The sequence below is a fragment of the Enterobacter pseudoroggenkampii genome, assembly GCF_026420145.1.
Taxonomy (GTDB): Bacteria; Pseudomonadota; Gammaproteobacteria; order Enterobacterales; family Enterobacteriaceae; genus Enterobacter; species Enterobacter pseudoroggenkampii.
The window spans coordinates 14368-29902 of the sequence record NZ_JAPMLV010000001.1 but is presented as its reverse complement, the minus strand read 5'-3'; the positions used below and the strand labels follow the sequence as shown (position 1 = coordinate 29902).

Here is a 15535-nt window from a genome sequence, read left to right as displayed (position 1 = left end):
AATCGTCGGGTGGTGGCTTCGCCTTACCCGACCTGGCAGATTAAATGATGCGCTGCTGCTCGCGGGCCATTCTTTTTTTCCGCGCATCGCACGGTTCCGGGCAGTCGCAGACCTTTTCCATCCCAATGGAGGAAATACCGCCGCAGCTGCCCTGAATGCTTTTCCGTTTAACTATCCAGCCTAACGACATGCCGAAGATGACAAGCACAAACACCACAAAGGTTGCCAGAAACGTCAGCATCATCAGCCTCCAAAATCATCGAGCATGATGTTCTCATCTTCAACGCCGAGATCTTTCAGCATCTTAATCACGGCGGCGTTCATCATCGGCGGACCACACATATAGAACTCGCAGTCCTCGGGTGCAGGGTGCTGTTTGAGGTAGTTTTCATACAGCACGTTGTGGATGAACCCCGTATAGCCCGTCCAGTTATCTTCCGGCTGCGGATCGGAGAGCGCCACATGGAAGGTAAAGTTCGGGTTTTCACGCGCCAGCTGTTCAAACTCGTCGTCATAGAACATTTCGCGCAGCGAACGCGCCCCGTACCAGAAGCTGATTTTACGCTTGCTGCCGAGCCGCTTGAGCTGGTCAAAAATGTGCGAGCGCATCGGGGCCATACCGGCACCGCCGCCGATAAAGACCATTTCCGCGTCGGTATCTTTCGCGAAGAACTCCCCGAACGGACCGGAGATGGTCACCTTATCTCCCGGCTTCAGAGACCAGATATATGACGACATCACGCCCGGCGGTGCATCCGGCACATTCGGTGGCGGCGTGGCGATACGCACGTTGAGCATAATAATGCCCTTCTCTTCCGGATAGTTAGCCATGGAGTAAGCGCGCAACGTCGGCTCTTTTACCTCGGATACAAAGCGGAAGAGATTGAATTTGTCCCAGTCGGCGCGGTACTCCTCAGGCACGTCGAAGTCCGCATACGCCACGGTATGCTCAGGACACTCAATCTGAATGTAACCCCCGGCGCGGAACGGAACATCTTCCCCTTCCGGTACCCGCAGCTTCAGCTCTTTAATAAAGGTGGCTTTGTTATCATTGGAGATAACCTCGCACTCCCATTTTTTAACGCCGAAGATCTCTTCCGGCAGCTCAATCTTCATGTTCTGGCGCACCGCGACCTGGCAGGCCAGACGGCAGCCCTCTTTTGCCTCACGCTTAGTGATATGCGCCAGCTCGGTGGGCAGAATATCGCCACCGCCCTCTTTTACCGTCACGCGGCACTGTCCGCAGGAGCCGCCGCCGCCGCAGGCTGAGGAGACAAAAATACCGTTACCGGAGAGCGTGTTGAGCAGTTTATCTCCCGCAGGCGTGCGGATCTGATTCTGCGGATCGTCGTTAATATCAATCACCACGTCACCGGAATTCACCAGCTTCGCGCGCGCCGCCAGAATGAGTCCTGACAGCACCAGTACAATCAGCGTGAACATCACCACGCCAAGGATAATTTCCATCTGTTAGCCCTTATAGCTGCACACCGGAGAAGGACATAAAGCCCAGCGCCATCAGCCCGGTGGTGATAAAGGTGATCCCTAAGCCACGCAGACCCGCAGGCACGTTGGCATATTTCATTTTCTCGCGGATCCCCGCCATGGTGACTATCGCCAGCATCCAGCCGATGCCGGAACCAAAACCGTACACCACGGATTCACTGAAGTTGTAATCACGCTGAACCATAAACGAGACGCCGCCAAAGATGGCGCAGTTCACCGCGATCAGCGGCAGGAAGATCCCCAGCGCGTTGTACAGCGACGGGAAGTACTTATCGAGGATCATCTCGAGGATTTGCACCAGCGCCGCGATCACCCCGATAAAGGTGATGAAGTTCAGGAAGCTGAGATCAACCCCTTCCACCAGCGCGCCGTCCCGCAGCACGAAGTTGTACACCAGATTGTTAATCGGAACCGAAAGCCCCAACACAACGGTGACCGCCACCCCCAGCCCAAATGCCGTAGAGACCTTTTTAGACACGGCAAGGAACGTGCACATGCCGAGGAAAAACGCGAGCGCCATGTTTTCAACAAACACCGCGCGCACAAACAAACTCAGGTAATGAGCCATCGTCGGTTACTCCTTTTCCTGCTGTTCTGGCTTCAGCGTACGAATCAGCCAGATCAGCAAACCGATAATGAAAAATGCGCTAGGGGCCAACAGGAACAGGCCGTTTGGCAGATACCAGCCGCCGTTTTGCACCGTGTCCAGCACCGTGATGCCAAACAGCTTGCCGCTGCCAATCAGCTCGCGCAGGAACCCCACGGTCAGCAGGATCGCGCCGTAGCCCAGGCCGTTGCCGATACCGTCCATAAAGCTCGCCAGCGGCGGCATTTTCATGGCGTAGGCTTCCGCACGCCCCATGACGATACAGTTGGTGATGATCAGCCCGACAAACACCGAGAGCTGTTTGGAGGTTTCATAGGCGAAGGCGCGCAGCAGCTGATCGACCACGATCACCAGCGAGGCGATGATCGCCATCTGCACGATGATCCTCACGCTGTTGGGAATGTGGTGGCGGATCATCGAGATAAACATGCTCGAAAACGCCGTGACCAGCGTGACGGCCAGCGTCATCACCACCGCCGTTTCCAGCTTGGTCGTTACCGCCAGTGCCGAACAGACGCCCAGCACCTGCAGCGTGATCGGGTTATTGGCGAGCAGTGGGCCAATGAGCACCTTTTTCACTTCTTTCAGTTCACCGGTATCAGCCATTGTTCAGCGCTCCTTCACGTACGTTTTTCAGGAAAGGACCAAAGCCCAGCTCGCCCATCCAGAAATCAAAACTGTGCTGCACCCCGTTTGAGGTAAGCGTGGCGCCGGAAAGCCCATCGACCGCGTAGTCGTCACCGGGACGTGCCGCCCCTTTCATCACCTTCAGCGCAGGCAGACCGTTATCGTCGAGCACTTTCTTGCCGACAAACTGTGCCCGCCAGTTCGGATTTTCCACTTCGCCACCCAGCCCCGGCGTTTCGCCCTGGTCGTAATACGTAATGCCTTTGACCGTGCGGCCATCCGTATCCAGGGCCACAAAGGCATACATCATTGACCACAGCCCGTTACCGTAAACAGGCAGTACCACTTCCTGAATGCGTTTTTGGGGGTCACGCACCAGGTAAATTTCGGCCAGGTTGCTGCGACGCTTAATCCCGGCGGGATCTTGCGATGCCTCGAGCGTCACGCTCATCTGCGGATCTTTCAGCGCCAGCGCCTGGTTGAAGGTTGCCGGGTCTTTATCCAGCAGTTCACCCGTTTTTAAATCCACCAGCTGCGCGGAAATACGTTCGGCAAAGACGGCCGAAACGTCGTCTGCGCTCATTCCTTCCTGCATCAGCCCGGCCACGGCCAGAATGTTGCGCTGTTTATCCAGCGCGCGTTGCTCCTGCTGCAGGGGTTTTAACCCCACGGCAGAACCGGCCACGACGATGGAACAGACCAGACAGAGCACCAGCACCACCAGCAGCGTTTTGCTGATGCTGTCGTTATTTTTAACCTCAGCCACGCGCCTTCCTCCGCTTGATGTTGGCCCGCACCACCAGGTAGTCGAACAGCGGCGCAAACAGGTTGGCAAACAGAATGGCCAGCATCATCCCTTCCGGATACGCCGGGTTGACCACGCGGATCAGGACACACATCGCGCCAATGAGCACGCCATAGCTCCATTTACCTTTGTCTGTAAACGAGGCCGAGACCGGGTCCGTCGCCATGAACATCATGCCGAACGCGAAGCCCCCCAGCACCAGATGCCAGTACCACGGCATGGAGAACATCGGGTTGGTAGTAGAACCAATAACGTTGAACAGGGTGGCGGTCAGCACCATGCCGATCATCACGCCCGCCACAATCCGCCAGGAGGCCACACGTCCGAAAAGAATGATCGCCCCGCCAAGCAAAATCATCAGCGTCGAGACTTCACCGATGGAGCCCGGAATGTTGCCAATAAAGGCATCAAGCCAGGTGACTGGCTGACCCGTCGCGTTGTTCACCAGCGTTTCGCCACCGTGGGCTGCCCACTGTGAAAGCGGCGTCGCGCCGGAAAAACCGTCTGCCGCCGTCCAGACCAGATCGCCTGAGATTTGCGCCGGATAGGCAAAGAAGAGGAACGCACGTCCCGCCAGCGCCGGGTTGAGGAAGTTCCGCCCGGTGCCGCCGAAGATCTCTTTGGCAATCACCACGCCGAAACTGATGCCCAGCGCTGCCTGCCAGAGCGGTAAGGTGGGCGGGACAATCAGGGCAAACAGAATCGAGGTCACGAAGAAGCCTTCGTTGATCTCGTGTTTACGGATGATGGCAAACAGCACTTCCCAGAAGCCGCCCACGATAAATACCGTGAGGTAAATCGGCAGGAAGAACACCGCGCCCAGCGTCATCATACTGATCCAGCCCGCGTCTGCAGCGAAGCTCACCCCTAACGAATGGGCCAGACGGTAGTGCCAGTCAGACTGGAGCACCTGCGCCAGCTGCTGCGCATCGTACATGTGGTGCAGCGCCGGTATGCTCTGCAGACCGACGTTGTACATCCCCCAGAACATCGCCGGGAAGACCGCAAACCACACCAGGATCATCATCCGCTTAAGGTCGATGGCGTCGCGAACGTGCGCCGCGCCTTTCGTCACCAGCCCCGGCGTGTAGAAAATAGTCGCCGTTGCTTCATACAGCGGGTAGTACTTTTTGAGCTTCCCTTCGGTAAAGTGCGGCTCAATTTTTTCAAAGAGGTGTTTTAAGCCCATCGGTTATCCTTCCTGCTCAATGCGGGTTAACACCTCGCGCAATACCGGTCCATATTCGTATTTTCCCGGACAGACATAGGTACAGAGCGCCAGATCTTCTTCGTCAAGTTCCAGACAGCCCAGCGCCTGCGCGCTGTCGGTATCACCGGCGAGCAGATCGCGCAGCAGCATGGTCGGCAGAATATCCAGCGGCATGACGCGCTCGTAGTTACCAATCGGGACCATGGCGCGCTCGCCGCCGTGCGTACTGGTCGAGAAGCTAAACAGCTTATTACGCAGGAAATGGCCCAGCGTGGTGCGGGTAACGGAATATTTTTCCGCACCGGGCAGCACCCAGCCGAACAGCTCTTTCTCACGCCCTTCCTGCACAATGCTGACCTGCAAATGAAAACGTCCCAGATACGCGTGTGCATTGGCAGCATGGCGTCCGCTGAGGACCGAACCGGAAATCAGGCGGTTTTCACCCTCTTTGGTTTCCCCCACCAGCAGTTCATTGATGTCTGCGCCCAGCAGCGTCTTCACCAGGCGCGGGTGTGCAGCCTGCGGCCCGCCGATGGCGATGACGCGTTCCGCGCAGAGTTCACCCGTAGTAAAAAGCTTACCGATGGCGATGACATCCTGATAATTCAGATGCCAGACCCGTTTCGTCAGGCTTACCGGCTCAAGAAAGTGGATGTGCGTTCCGACCAGACCCGCCGGATGCGGGCCAGCAAACTCATTAAACGTGACCTGCCCCTGCGGATGCCCGCCAAGCTTGCCGCCGCCGGCCTGGCAAACGTGGACTTTCCCTGACGTGAGGCGGGCTAAAACGGTCAATCCGGCATCGAAGGCTTTGCGCTGTGCCAGGATAACCGGCTGCGGGTCCACGCTAAGCGGGTTGGTGTCGATGGCCGTGACGAAAATCGCGGCCGGTTCCGTGCCTGGAACAGGGGATTTGCTGAAGGGACGCGTACGAAGCGCGGTCCATAAACCGGACGCCAGAAGCTGAGCCTGAACGGCGTCACGGCTCAGCGACGCGAGGTCTGCGGCATCGTAATGGGCGAATTCACGCTGTTCGTTGCCTTCAATGCGGATAACCACCGACTGCAGAACGCGCCGTTCGCCACGGTTGATCGCCACAACGGTGCCGCTCGCGGGCGCCGTAAACATCACGCCGGGATTTTTTTTGTCCTCAAAGAGCGCCTGTCCTTTGATCACGCGATCGCCTTCCTGTACCAACATAGAAGGTCGCATTCCCAGGTAGTCGTCGCCCACAATGGCGACATGATGAACGCTTGCGCCTGTCGAAACGTGCTGCGCTGGCACGCCTGCAATCGGCAGATCAAGTCCTTTTTTTATTTTAAACATGTGGTTAGCAGGTTTCCATGAACAACAATCCAGTGGCCGCGAAGTGTAACATTTTCCCCTTCTCGCGGGCAGGGAATCCGCCGTCGCGCGCGCCAAATTGCGAGCTAATGCGCAAAGTTCCTGGAGCCATCGCGATTTTGATGGTTTATAAAGTAAAACTAATTTGTAAACTCACCGCCCGGCTCTTGCGAAAATCTATAGCGGTGCTAATGTGAGCGCTCCTAACAGAATAATCTGATTTCGGGTCTCTTTTGCCGTCCTGGCAAGTTGGTCATGGTTTTATCAAGGAACTAGTAGTATGCGTAAAATCGCATTGTTCATTGCGATGCTTCTGATTCCGTGCATGTCGTTTGCCGGACTGCTCAGCAGTAATAGCTCAACGACGCCGGTCAGCAAGGAATATAAACAGCAGTTAATGGGATCGCCGGTTTATATTCAAATCTTCAAGGAAGAACGCACTCTCGATCTGTTTGTGAAAATGGGCGAGACCTATCAGCTGCTTGATAGTTACAAAATTTGTAACTACTCCGGCGGACTGGGGCCAAAACAGCGTCAGGGCGATTTCAAAAGTCCGGAAGGGTTCTACAACGTTCAGCGCAGCCAGCTCAAGCCTGACAGCCGCTTCTATAAAGCCATTAACATCGGCTTCCCGAATGCCTATGACCGTGCTCACGGTTATGAAGGTAAATACCTGATGATCCACGGTGCCTGCGTGTCTATCGGCTGTTATGCGATGACCGATTCCGGCATTGATGAGATATTCCAGTTCGTGACCGGCGCGCTGGTCTTTGGGCAGCCTAGCGTACAGGTCAGCATCTATCCATTCCGCATGACGGACGCCAACATGGCGCGTCACAAGTACTCATACTACGCGGATTTCTGGAAACAGCTGAAGCCAGGTTACGACTACTTTGAGCAGACCCACAAGCCGCCGGTGGTCTCTATCGTAGATGGCCGTTACGTGGTCAGCAAACCGCTGAGCCACGAAGTCGTCCATCCACAGCTGGCGTCAAATTACACGGTCCCCGAGACAAAATAGCACCCACTCGCCTGGCATAATCTTTTGCCAGGTTTCGTTGCCCGTCAGTGGCTGCGTTGCAATGACTGTGACCACATCGTTCGGTGTGGTCTCCTTCTGAAAGTCTATCTCCACATCCTGATCCAGCAGCGTCGCAACGCCAAACGGCGCACGGCGGGTGATCCAGAACAGATTCGTCGAGCAGAACGCCATCACATAGCGGCCGTCAGAGAGCAGCATGTTGAACACGCCTTTTTCGCGCAGCTCTGTCGCCAGCGTCGCGATGTATTTGAACACGGCAGCCATGTTGCTGGGCGTGCGGGGATAGCGCTCCGTCAGCTTGTGCAGCAGCCAGCAGAAGGCTTTTTCGCTATCCGTTTCGCCAACCGGGCGGAAATTGCCCGTCTCCAGCGACTTATAGCCCGTGAGTTGCCCGTTGTGCGCGTAGGTCCAGTTACGGCCCCACAGCTCGCGGGTAAACGGATGGGTATTTTCCAGCGCCACTTCGCCACGGTTAGCCTGACGGATGTGGGCGATCACCGAGCGGGACTTGATGGGATAGTCCTGCACCAGTTTGGCAATCGGTGAGTTAAAGCTGGGCTGTGGATCTTTGAACGTGCGACACCCTTTGCCTTCGTAGAAGGTGATGCCCCAGCCGTCTTTATGCGGCCCGGTTCCTCCACCGCGCTGAACCAGCCCGGTGAAACTAAAGCAGATATCGGTTGGCACATTGGCGCTCATCCCGAGCAGTTCGCACATACTTCACCTCCACAACAGCGGGGGCAAGAGTGCCCCCAGCGAAGTCTTACTTAACCATCTCTTTTTCGATCAGCTGGATCAGGATGTGGATCACTTTGATGTGAATTTCCTGAATACGGTCAGCATAACCGAAGTGCGGAACGCGAATTTCAACATCCGCAGTACCGTCCATCTTACCGCCATCTTTACCCGTCAGGGTGATGACTTTCATCCCTTTTTCACGCGCGGCGGCGATCGCTTTGATCACGTTGCCGGAGTTGCCGGAGGTAGAAATCCCCAGCAGCACGTCGCCTTCACGGCCTACCGCTTCAACGTAGCGGGAGAAGATGTGATCGTAACCGAAGTCGTTGCCTACGCAGGAGATGTGGCTAACGTCTGAAATCGCAATCGCCGGGTAGCCCGGGCGGTTTTCGCGATAGCGTCCGGTCAGCTCTTCTGCGAAGTGCATCGCGTCGCAGTGGGAACCGCCGTTACCGCAGGAAAGCACTTTGCCGCCGGCTTTGAAGCTGTCGGCCAGCAGGACCGCTGCGCGCTGAATAGCGTGAATATTGGCATCATCTTTCAGAAAGTTCGCCAGCGTTTCCGCCGCTTCGTTCAGTTCGTTACGAATAAGATCCTGGTACATGAGGATAATCCTTCAGTATTGATGAAATAACACAGTGGAGTGTACCGGATAGCGCGAAAAGCGAGAAGCTAAAGCCATGCGAATCGTCCGGCGTTTTGTTTTTTTGTGCCGGCTAAAACACGAACAATGTGAACCAGGTTGTAATTATTTTGTAAACACATTGCTAAAGGAATTTACATCAACTACAACCATATCATCACAAGTGGTCAGACCTCCTACAAGCAAGGGAGCTTTTCTTTATGATGATTTTGAGCATTCTCGCAACCGTTGTTCTGCTCGGTGTGTTGTTCTATCACCGCGTAAGTTTATTCCTGAGCAGCCTGATTCTTCTGGCCTGGACGGCTGCGCTTGGCGTCGCAGGTCTCTGGAATATCTGGCTTTTAGTCCCTCTTGCCATCATTCTTCTGCCGTTTAACCTGGCGCCGATGCGTAAATCCATGATCTCTGCGCCGGTGTTCAAAGGCTTCCGCAAAGTGATGCCGCCAATGTCGCGTACCGAGAAAGAAGCGATTGATGCGGGCACTACCTGGTGGGAAGGCGACCTGTTCCAGGGCAATCCGGACTGGAAAAAGCTGCATAACTACCCGCAGCCGCGCCTGACCGCTGAAGAACAGGCGTTTATTGACGGCCCGGTAGAAGAAGCCTGCCGTATGGCAAACGACTTTGCCATCACCCACGAAATGGCCGATCTGCCGCCAGAGCTGTGGGCGTACCTGAAAGAGCATCGCTTCTTCGCGATGATCATCAAGAAAGAGTACGGCGGTCTGGAGTTCTCCGCTTACGCTCAGGCTCGCGTGCTGCAGAAGCTGGCGGGCGTTTCCGGGATCCTGGCGATTACCGTTGGCGTACCTAACTCCTTAGGGCCGGGCGAACTGCTGCAGCATTACGGTACGGAAGAGCAAAAAGATCACTACCTGCCGCGTCTGGCACGCGGTCAGGAAATCCCGTGCTTCGCGCTGACCAGCCCGGAAGCAGGCTCCGATGCGGGCGCGATCCCGGATACCGGCGTGGTCTGCATGGGCGAGTGGCAGGGCGAGCAGGTGCTGGGCATGCGCCTGACCTGGAACAAGCGTTATATCACCCTGGCGCCTATCGCCACCGTGCTGGGTCTGGCCTTTAAGCTCTCTGACCCGGAAAAACTGCTGGGCGGCGAAGAAGATCTGGGCATTACCTGTGCGCTGATCCCAACCTCTACCCCAGGCGTCGAGATTGGTCGTCGTCACTTCCCGCTGAACGTGCCGTTCCAGAACGGTCCGACCCGCGGTCAGGATATCTTTGTGCCGATTGACTACATCATCGGTGGTCCGAAAATGGCCGGTCAGGGCTGGCGTATGCTGGTGGAATGTCTGTCGGTGGGCCGCGGCATTACCCTGCCGTCGAACTCAACCGGCGGTCTGAAGTCGGTCGCGATGGGGATTGGTGCCTACGCGCACATCCGCCGTCAGTTCAAAATCTCCATCGGCAAGATGGAAGGTATCGAAGAGCCGCTGGCGCGTATCGCGGGCAACGCCTACGTGATGGACGCCGCCGCCACGCTGATTACCTACGGCATTATGCTGGGCGAAAAACCAGCCGTACTGTCCGCCATTGTGAAGTACCACTGTACCCACCGCGCGCAGCAGTCAATCATTGACGCGATGGATATCGCGGGCGGTAAAGGCATTATGCTCGGCGAAGGCAACTTCCTGGCGCGCGGCTATCAGGGCGCACCGATTGCCATCACCGTGGAAGGGGCAAACATCCTGACCCGCAGCATGATGATCTTCGGTCAGGGCGCAATTCGCTGCCATCCTTACGTTCTGGAAGAGATGGCCGCCGCGCAGAACAACGACGTGGATGCCTTCGATAAGCTGCTGTTCAAACATATCGGTCACGTGGGCAGCAACAAGGTGCGCAGCTTCTGGCTGGGCCTGACGCGCGGCCTTACCAGCGCCACGCCGACCGGCGATGCGACCAAACGTTATTACCAGCATCTGAACCGTCTGAGCGCCAACCTGGCCCTGCTGTCTGACGTTTCCATGGCGGTGCTGGGCGGCAGCCTGAAGCGTCGCGAACGTATCTCTGCCCGTCTGGGCGATGTGCTGAGCCAGATCTTCCTGGCCTCTGCGGTCCTGAAACGTTACGACGATGAAGGCCGTCAGGAAGCGGATCTGCCGCTGGTGCACTGGGGCGTGCAGGATGCGATGTATCAGGCTGAACAGGCGATTGACGATCTGCTGGCGAACTTCCCGAACCGCTTTGTGGCAGGCGCCCTGCGCGTGGTGATCTTCCCGACCGGTCGTCACCACCTGGCGCCGTCCGACAAGCTGGACCACAAGGTGGCGAAGATCCTGCAGGTTCCGAGCGCAACCCGCTCCCGCATCGGTCGCGGTCAGTACCTGGCACCGACGCCGCATAACCCGGTGGGTCTGCTGGAAGAAGCGCTGCTGGACGTGATAGCTGCCGATCCGATTCACCAGAAGATCTGTAAACAGCTGGGCAAAAACCTGCCGTTTACCCGTCTGGACGAACTGGCAAAACAGGCGCTCGCCGGTGGCATTATCAATAAAGATGAAGCCGCTCTGCTGGTGAAAGCCGAAGAGAGCCGTCTGCGCAGTATTAACGTGGATGATTTCGAACCGGACGAACTGGCGACGCAGCCGGTAAAGCTCCCGGAGAAGCACCGTAAACCTGAAGCGGCGTAACGCGTTTCGCTTATACAAACCCCGCCGCGCGCGGGGTTTTTTATTGCCACATTTTCTCGTTATGTCGTGCTACAGTGTCAAAAAGTGGTCGTTTGAGGAGTCTGAATTGTGCCTGGTCTGAAGATTTCTATTTTGCAGCAACCTTTAGTGTGGATGGATGGCCCCGCCAACCTGCGCCACTTTGATCGTCAACTGGAAGACATTACCGGGCGTGATGTGATTGTCCTGCCGGAAATGTTCACCACCGGCTTCGCCATGGAAGCGGCACAGCAGTCAATGCCGCAGGATGAGGTGGTCGCCTGGATGCATGTCAAAGCGCAGCAGACTAATGCGCTGATCGCTGGCAGCGCCGCCCTGCAGACCGAACGCGGGCCGGTGAACCGCTTCCTGCTGGTGGAGCCGGAAGGAAAAGTGCATTTTTACGATAAACGCCACCTGTTCCGCATTGCGGATGAGCATCATCACTATGAAGCCGGTAACGAGCGCGTGGTGTTCGAGTGGCGAGGCTGGCGTATTCTGCCGCTGGTTTGCTACGACCTGCGTTTCCCGGTGTGGTCGCGTAACCGCAACGATTACGACCTGGCGCTGTATGTCGCCAACTGGCCTGCACCGCGCTCCCTGCACTGGCAGTCGCTGCTGGTGGCGCGCGCGATTGAGAACCAGGCGTACGTGGTGGGCTGTAACCGCGTGGGAACGGACGGCAACGGACATCACTACCGCGGCGACAGTCGGGTGGTGAATCCGCAGGGCGAGATCATCGCCACCGCCGAGCCGCACCAGGCGACGCGCATTGATGCGGAGCTGTCGTTAACGGCGCTGAAAGAGTACCGGGAGAAGTTTCCGGCGTGGCAGGATGCGGATCCGTTTAGCATCGGCTGAAATTTTCCCCTCACCCCGCCCCTCTCCCAAAGGGAGAGGGAGGATAAAACATTAACTCACCAGCGCCTGCCCATCCTTGCGGCTTTCCGTCGCGGCCACGTAGTGCCCTTCCGGCAGGCGATAGATCACCTGCGCCCCGCCAAAGTTGTAATCCTGCAGCGGATCTTCCACCACGATCTGATGCCCGCGCGCGCGCAGGGCGGCAATCGTATTGCGATCGAACGTCGATTCAACGATCACCTCCCTGCCCTGCACCACGCGCCAGCGCGGGGCGTCGATTGCCGCCTGCGGGTTTTGCCCGTGCAGCATGATGCGCAGCGCCATCTGCATGTGCCCCTGCGCCTGCATCGGGCCGCCCATCACGCCGAAGGACATCAGCGGCTGGCCGTTGCCGTCCATCGCAAAGCCCGGAATGATGGTGTGGAACGGACGCTTGCTGCCCGCCAGCGCGTTCGGGTGATTCGGATCCAGCACAAACCCGCAGCCCCGGTTTTGCAGGCTGATCCCGGTATCCGGCACCACGATGCCTGACCCAAAGCCCATATAGTTGGACTGAATAAACGAGACCATCATCCCGCTGGCATCTGCGGTGCTGATGTAGACCGTGCCGCTCTGCGTCGGGGAACCGTAAACAAAATCAGATGCGCTGTCGTGGTTAATCAGCGCCGCGCGCGACTTCAGGTAATGGTCGCTCAGCAGCTCTTTCGCCGCGAACGCCATGTGTTCTTCATCCGCCACGTAGCGGTCGAGATCCGCCAGCGCCAGCTTCATCGCCTCAATGGAGAGATGCAGAGACTGCACGGAATCCGGATGATGCTTCTCAATGCCGCACTGCTCAAGAATGCCGAGCGCAATCAGCGTGGCGATCCCCTGACCGTTAGGCGGCAGCTCCTGCACCGAACCGCCCGCGAAGTCGCGCGACAGCAGCTCGACCCAGTCCACGCGGTGGTTGGCCAGATCTTCAGCCGTCAGGTGCGCGCCGTGCTCTTTGGCGAAGGCAGCAATTTTCTGCGCCAGCTCGCCGCGGTAAAAGGCTTCGCCGTTGGTGCGGGCGATCAGCTCAAGCGAGTTCGCCTGCGCCGGGTTACGGAAGATCTCCCCCACGCGCGGGGCGCGGCCTTCCGGCGCGAAGCAGGCGCTGAAGCCCGGCTGATCTTTCAGCTTGCTATAGCCGCGCTGCCACAGATGACTGATCAGCGGCGAGACCGGGAAACCGTTGCGCGCATAGTCAATGGCGGGCTGCGCCAGGGTGGTAAACGGCAGCGTGCCGAAGCGTTCCGCCAGGGCGACCCAGCCGGATACCGCGCCCGGCACGGTCACCGCGTCCCAGCCGATTTCCGGCACCGTGGTTTTACCGGCAAACAGATCCGCATGCCAGCTCGCAGGCGAACGACCGGACGCGTTCAGGCCGTGCAGCTTTTCGCCGTCCCAGACGATGGCAAAGGCATCGCTGCCAATCCCGTTGCCGGTCGGCTCGACCACCGTCAGCGCCATCGCGGTGGCAATGGCCGCATCCACGGCATTCCCGCCCAGCTGCAGCATCTTCATGCCCGCCTGCGCCGCCAGCGGCTGAGACGTCGCAACGGCGTTATGGCCCAGCATCGGCGGGCGGCGTGAATCGTAACCGGACGTAAAATCAAGCGCTTTGGTCATCATGACTCCTTAGTCATGGCGCGGATCGAGCGCATCGCGCAGCCCGTCGCCGAGTAAATTAAAGCCCTGCACGGCAAGGAAAATCGCCACGCCGGGGAAAATGGACATCCACGGGGCCTGCTCCAGAAACCCTTTCGCGGTGTTGAGCATGGACCCCCAGGACGGATTGGGCGGCTGCTGTCCCAGCCCTAAAAACGACAGGCTGGCTTCAGCGATTATCGCCGAGGCAATGGCCAGCGTGGCCTGCACCAGGATCGGCGACATCACGTTGGGCAGGACGTATTTAATGATGATCCAGCGATCCGGCAGGCCAATCGCCCGCGCGCCGTCGATATACTCTTCGTTGCGAATGGCGATCACCTGGCCGCGCGTCAGGCGGGCAAAGATCGGCATCGCGGAGAGGCCAATGGCGATCATCGCGTTGGTCAGGCTTGGGCCCAAAAATGCCCCCAGCGCGATCGCCATGATCAGGAACGGACAGGCCAGCAGCGCCTCGATAAAGCGCGAGATCACGCCGTCCCACATCTTCTGGAAGTAGCCCGCCACCAGCCCCAGCGGCACGCCGATAACCACCGCAATAACGACCGACATACAGCCCGCCATCAGCGAGGTTCTCGCCCCCCAGATAATGCGGGATAAGATGTCGCGCCCCAGCTCGTCGGTGCCGAACCAGTACATCGCCGACGGCGCTTTGCGCACCGCCAGGAAGTTGGCTTTCACCGGGTCGAACGGGGCGATCCACGGCGCCAGCAGCGCCACCAGCACAAAGAACCCCACCACCACCGCGCCAATCACCGCGCTTTTATTGCCGAGGAATTTCTTCAGTACCCGGTTCTGCGCGCCCGGCAGCGCGGGCGTAACGGTTTGCGTCGTCAGTTCCGCCATGGTTAACCTCGCATTTTCGGGTTGATAAGGACGTAGAGCACGTCGGCCAGCAGGTTGAGCATCAGGAAGCCAATCGCCACAATCAGCACCACGCCCTGCACCACCGCATAGTCACGGTTGAATACCGAGTCGACGATCATCTTGCCAAAGCCCGGAATGGTGAAAACCTGTTCGGTCAGCACCGCGCCGCCCAGCAGCTCGCCAAACAGCAGCGTGGTGAGGGTAATCACCGGCACCAGCGCGTTGCGAAACGCGTGCTTTAAGATCACCGCCTTCGGCAGCAGCCCCTTAGCGCGCGCGGTGCGGATGTAATCCGCTTTCAGCACGGCAATCATCGAGGCGCGGGTATGGCGCATCAGCGTTGCCGCGAGGCCCGTTCCGAGAACGGACGCGGGCAGCAGCAGCGTGCGCAGGTTCTGGATCGGATCTTCACTGAACGGCACGTAGCCGGAGGCGGGTAGCCACTGCAGGTTCACCGAAAAAACCAGAATCAGCAGGATCCCCAGCCAGAAGTGCGGGATCGAGATCCCCGAGATCGCCACGAAGTTCGCCCCGTGATCGACCCAGCTGTTTTTGTTCACCGCCGCGAGGATCCCCATGCTGATGCCAAACACCAGCGCGATAATCATCGCCAGCAGCGACAGCTCCAGCGTGACCGGCAGCTTGCTGGCGATCAGCTGCGTCACCGGCTCGTGCGTGCGTAAGGAGACGCCCAGATCCCCCTGCAGCGCCCGCGTCAGCCAGTGGAAATACTGCACGGGGATCGGCGCATCGAGGTTCAGCTCCGCACGCAGCTGAGCGATGACCGCCGGATCGCGCTCCTCGCCAGCCATGGCGATCAGCGGGTCGCCGGGCAGCAGCTTTTGCAGCCCGAACACCATCATGCTCACCAGCAGTAGCGTCGGGACGGCCAGCAGCAGACGTTTGCAAATCAGTTCCAGCATGGGCTCT

General features: G+C 58.2%; 15 protein-coding genes. 3 read left to right on the top strand and 12 right to left on the bottom strand.

Going from position 1 to position 15535, the window contains the following annotated elements; translation table 11 throughout:
- Positions 1 to 40: 40 nt before the first annotated feature.
- From nqrM to OTG14_RS00130, 7 genes are read right to left on the bottom strand one after another with little or no spacing between them, the layout of a single operon-like run.
- Positions 41 to 244: a (Na+)-NQR maturation NqrM gene (nqrM, locus tag OTG14_RS00160; RefSeq protein WP_023615899.1), complete on the bottom strand. Its 204-nt coding sequence runs from the start codon at positions 242 to 244 to the stop codon at positions 41 to 43.
- Positions 244 to 1467 carry an NADH:ubiquinone reductase (Na(+)-transporting) subunit F gene (gene nqrF, locus OTG14_RS00155; RefSeq protein ID WP_148769533.1) on the bottom strand — a complete coding sequence of 408 codons (1224 nt, stop codon included), beginning with the start codon at positions 1465 to 1467 and terminating at the stop codon, positions 244 to 246. Before nqrF ends, nqrM begins: the two co-directional genes overlap by 1 nt.
- 10 nt (positions 1468 to 1477) lie before the next feature.
- Positions 1478 to 2074, bottom strand: coding sequence for an NADH:ubiquinone reductase (Na(+)-transporting) subunit E (nqrE, locus tag OTG14_RS00150; RefSeq protein ID WP_023334613.1), 597 nt, complete (start codon positions 2072 to 2074; stop codon positions 1478 to 1480).
- 6 nt (positions 2075 to 2080) lie between these two features.
- Complete coding sequence (locus OTG14_RS00145) at positions 2081 to 2719, bottom strand: NADH:ubiquinone reductase (Na(+)-transporting) subunit D (RefSeq protein WP_024909466.1); 639 nt, start codon at positions 2717 to 2719, stop codon at positions 2081 to 2083.
- Complete coding sequence (locus tag OTG14_RS00140) at positions 2712 to 3506, bottom strand: Na(+)-translocating NADH-quinone reductase subunit C (RefSeq protein WP_267214422.1); 795 nt, start codon at positions 3504 to 3506, stop codon at positions 2712 to 2714. The genes OTG14_RS00145 and OTG14_RS00140 overlap by 8 nt, the downstream gene beginning before the upstream one ends.
- Positions 3499 to 4734, bottom strand: coding sequence for an NADH:ubiquinone reductase (Na(+)-transporting) subunit B (locus tag OTG14_RS00135; RefSeq protein ID WP_048990109.1), 1236 nt, complete (start codon positions 4732 to 4734; stop codon positions 3499 to 3501). The genes OTG14_RS00140 and OTG14_RS00135 overlap by 8 nt, the downstream gene beginning before the upstream one ends.
- 3 nt (positions 4735 to 4737) lie before the next feature.
- Positions 4738 to 6081, bottom strand: a complete 1344-nt coding sequence (locus OTG14_RS00130; RefSeq protein WP_048990107.1) for a Na(+)-translocating NADH-quinone reductase subunit A — start codon at positions 6079 to 6081, stop codon at positions 4738 to 4740.
- Between the two features lie 298 nt (positions 6082 to 6379).
- On the opposite strand from OTG14_RS00130, the gene dpaA reads away from it, so the two are divergent.
- On the top strand, positions 6380 to 7120 hold the full coding sequence (gene dpaA / locus OTG14_RS00125) for a peptidoglycan meso-diaminopimelic acid protein amidase (protein WP_024909462.1): 741 nt from the start codon (positions 6380 to 6382) through the stop codon (positions 7118 to 7120).
- Here dpaA and OTG14_RS00120 read toward each other — a convergent pair.
- Both OTG14_RS00120 and lpcA read right to left on the bottom strand, forming a co-directional pair.
- Positions 7091 to 7858, bottom strand: coding sequence for a class II glutamine amidotransferase (locus tag OTG14_RS00120; RefSeq protein ID WP_267214421.1), 768 nt, complete (start codon positions 7856 to 7858; stop codon positions 7091 to 7093). The two genes, dpaA and OTG14_RS00120, sit on opposite strands and share 30 nt — an antisense overlap.
- Positions 7859 to 7904: 46 nt before the next feature.
- Positions 7905 to 8483 (bottom strand): D-sedoheptulose 7-phosphate isomerase, encoded by a 579-nt coding sequence (gene lpcA, locus OTG14_RS00115; RefSeq protein WP_010427884.1) that lies wholly within the window; start codon positions 8481 to 8483, stop codon positions 7905 to 7907.
- A gap of 239 nt (positions 8484 to 8722) precedes the next feature.
- On the opposite strand from lpcA, the gene fadE reads away from it, so the two are divergent.
- Entirely contained in the window at positions 8723 to 11167 is a 2445-nt protein-coding gene (fadE, locus tag OTG14_RS00110; protein ID WP_267214420.1) for an acyl-CoA dehydrogenase FadE, read from the top strand.
- A gap of 108 nt (positions 11168 to 11275) precedes the next feature.
- Positions 11276 to 12046 (top strand): amidohydrolase, encoded by a 771-nt coding sequence (locus OTG14_RS00105; protein ID WP_267214419.1) that lies wholly within the window; start codon positions 11276 to 11278, stop codon positions 12044 to 12046.
- Between the two features lie 51 nt (positions 12047 to 12097).
- On the opposite strand, the gene OTG14_RS00100 is transcribed toward OTG14_RS00105, so the two are convergent.
- The 3 genes from OTG14_RS00100 to OTG14_RS00090 are packed head-to-tail and all read right to left on the bottom strand — an operon-like array spanning position 12098 to position 15528.
- A complete protein-coding gene (locus OTG14_RS00100; protein WP_267215180.1) occupies positions 12098 to 13699 on the bottom strand; it encodes a gamma-glutamyltransferase family protein in 1602 nt (533 codons plus the stop codon).
- A gap of 9 nt (positions 13700 to 13708) precedes the next feature.
- Complete coding sequence (locus OTG14_RS00095) at positions 13709 to 14584, bottom strand: ABC transporter permease (RefSeq protein WP_267214418.1); 876 nt, start codon at positions 14582 to 14584, stop codon at positions 13709 to 13711.
- Positions 14585 to 14586: 2 nt separating this feature from the next.
- The gene (locus tag OTG14_RS00090) at positions 14587 to 15528 is read right to left on the bottom strand and encodes an ABC transporter permease (RefSeq protein ID WP_015571382.1); all 942 of its coding nucleotides are present in this window, start codon (positions 15526 to 15528) and stop codon (positions 14587 to 14589) included.
- Positions 15529 to 15535 lie beyond the last annotated feature (7 nt).

Bases quoted from the DNA above. Each gene is read 5' to 3' on its own strand.
- nqrM (WP_023615899.1), bottom strand. From the start codon at position 244: ATGATGCTGACGTTTCTGGCAACCTTTGTGGTGTTTGTGCTTGTCATC.
- nqrF (WP_148769533.1), bottom strand. From the start codon at position 1,467: ATGGAAATTATCCTTGGCGTGGTGATGTTCACGCTGATTGTACTGGTG.
- nqrE (WP_023334613.1), bottom strand. From the start codon at position 2,074: ATGGCTCATTACCTGAGTTTGTTTGTGCGCGCGGTGTTTGTTGAAAAC.
- OTG14_RS00145 (WP_024909466.1), bottom strand. From the start codon at position 2,719: ATGGCTGATACCGGTGAACTGAAAGAAGTGAAAAAGGTGCTCATTGGC.
- OTG14_RS00135 (WP_048990109.1), bottom strand. From the start codon at position 4,734: ATGGGCTTAAAACACCTCTTTGAAAAAATTGAGCCGCACTTTACCGAA.
- OTG14_RS00130 (WP_048990107.1), bottom strand. From the start codon at position 6,081: ATGTTTAAAATAAAAAAAGGACTTGATCTGCCGATTGCAGGCGTGCCA.
- dpaA (WP_024909462.1), top strand. From the start codon at position 6,380: ATGCGTAAAATCGCATTGTTCATTGCGATGCTTCTGATTCCGTGCATG.
- OTG14_RS00120 (WP_267214421.1), bottom strand. From the start codon at position 7,858: ATGTGCGAACTGCTCGGGATGAGCGCCAATGTGCCAACCGATATCTGC.
- lpcA (WP_010427884.1), bottom strand. From the start codon at position 8,483: ATGTACCAGGATCTTATTCGTAACGAACTGAACGAAGCGGCGGAAACG.
- fadE (WP_267214420.1), top strand. From the start codon at position 8,723: ATGATGATTTTGAGCATTCTCGCAACCGTTGTTCTGCTCGGTGTGTTG.
- OTG14_RS00100 (WP_267215180.1), bottom strand. From the start codon at position 13,699: ATGACCAAAGCGCTTGATTTTACGTCCGGTTACGATTCACGCCGCCCG.
- OTG14_RS00095 (WP_267214418.1), bottom strand. From the start codon at position 14,584: ATGGCGGAACTGACGACGCAAACCGTTACGCCCGCGCTGCCGGGCGCG.
- OTG14_RS00090 (WP_015571382.1), bottom strand. From the start codon at position 15,528: ATGCTGGAACTGATTTGCAAACGTCTGCTGCTGGCCGTCCCGACGCTA.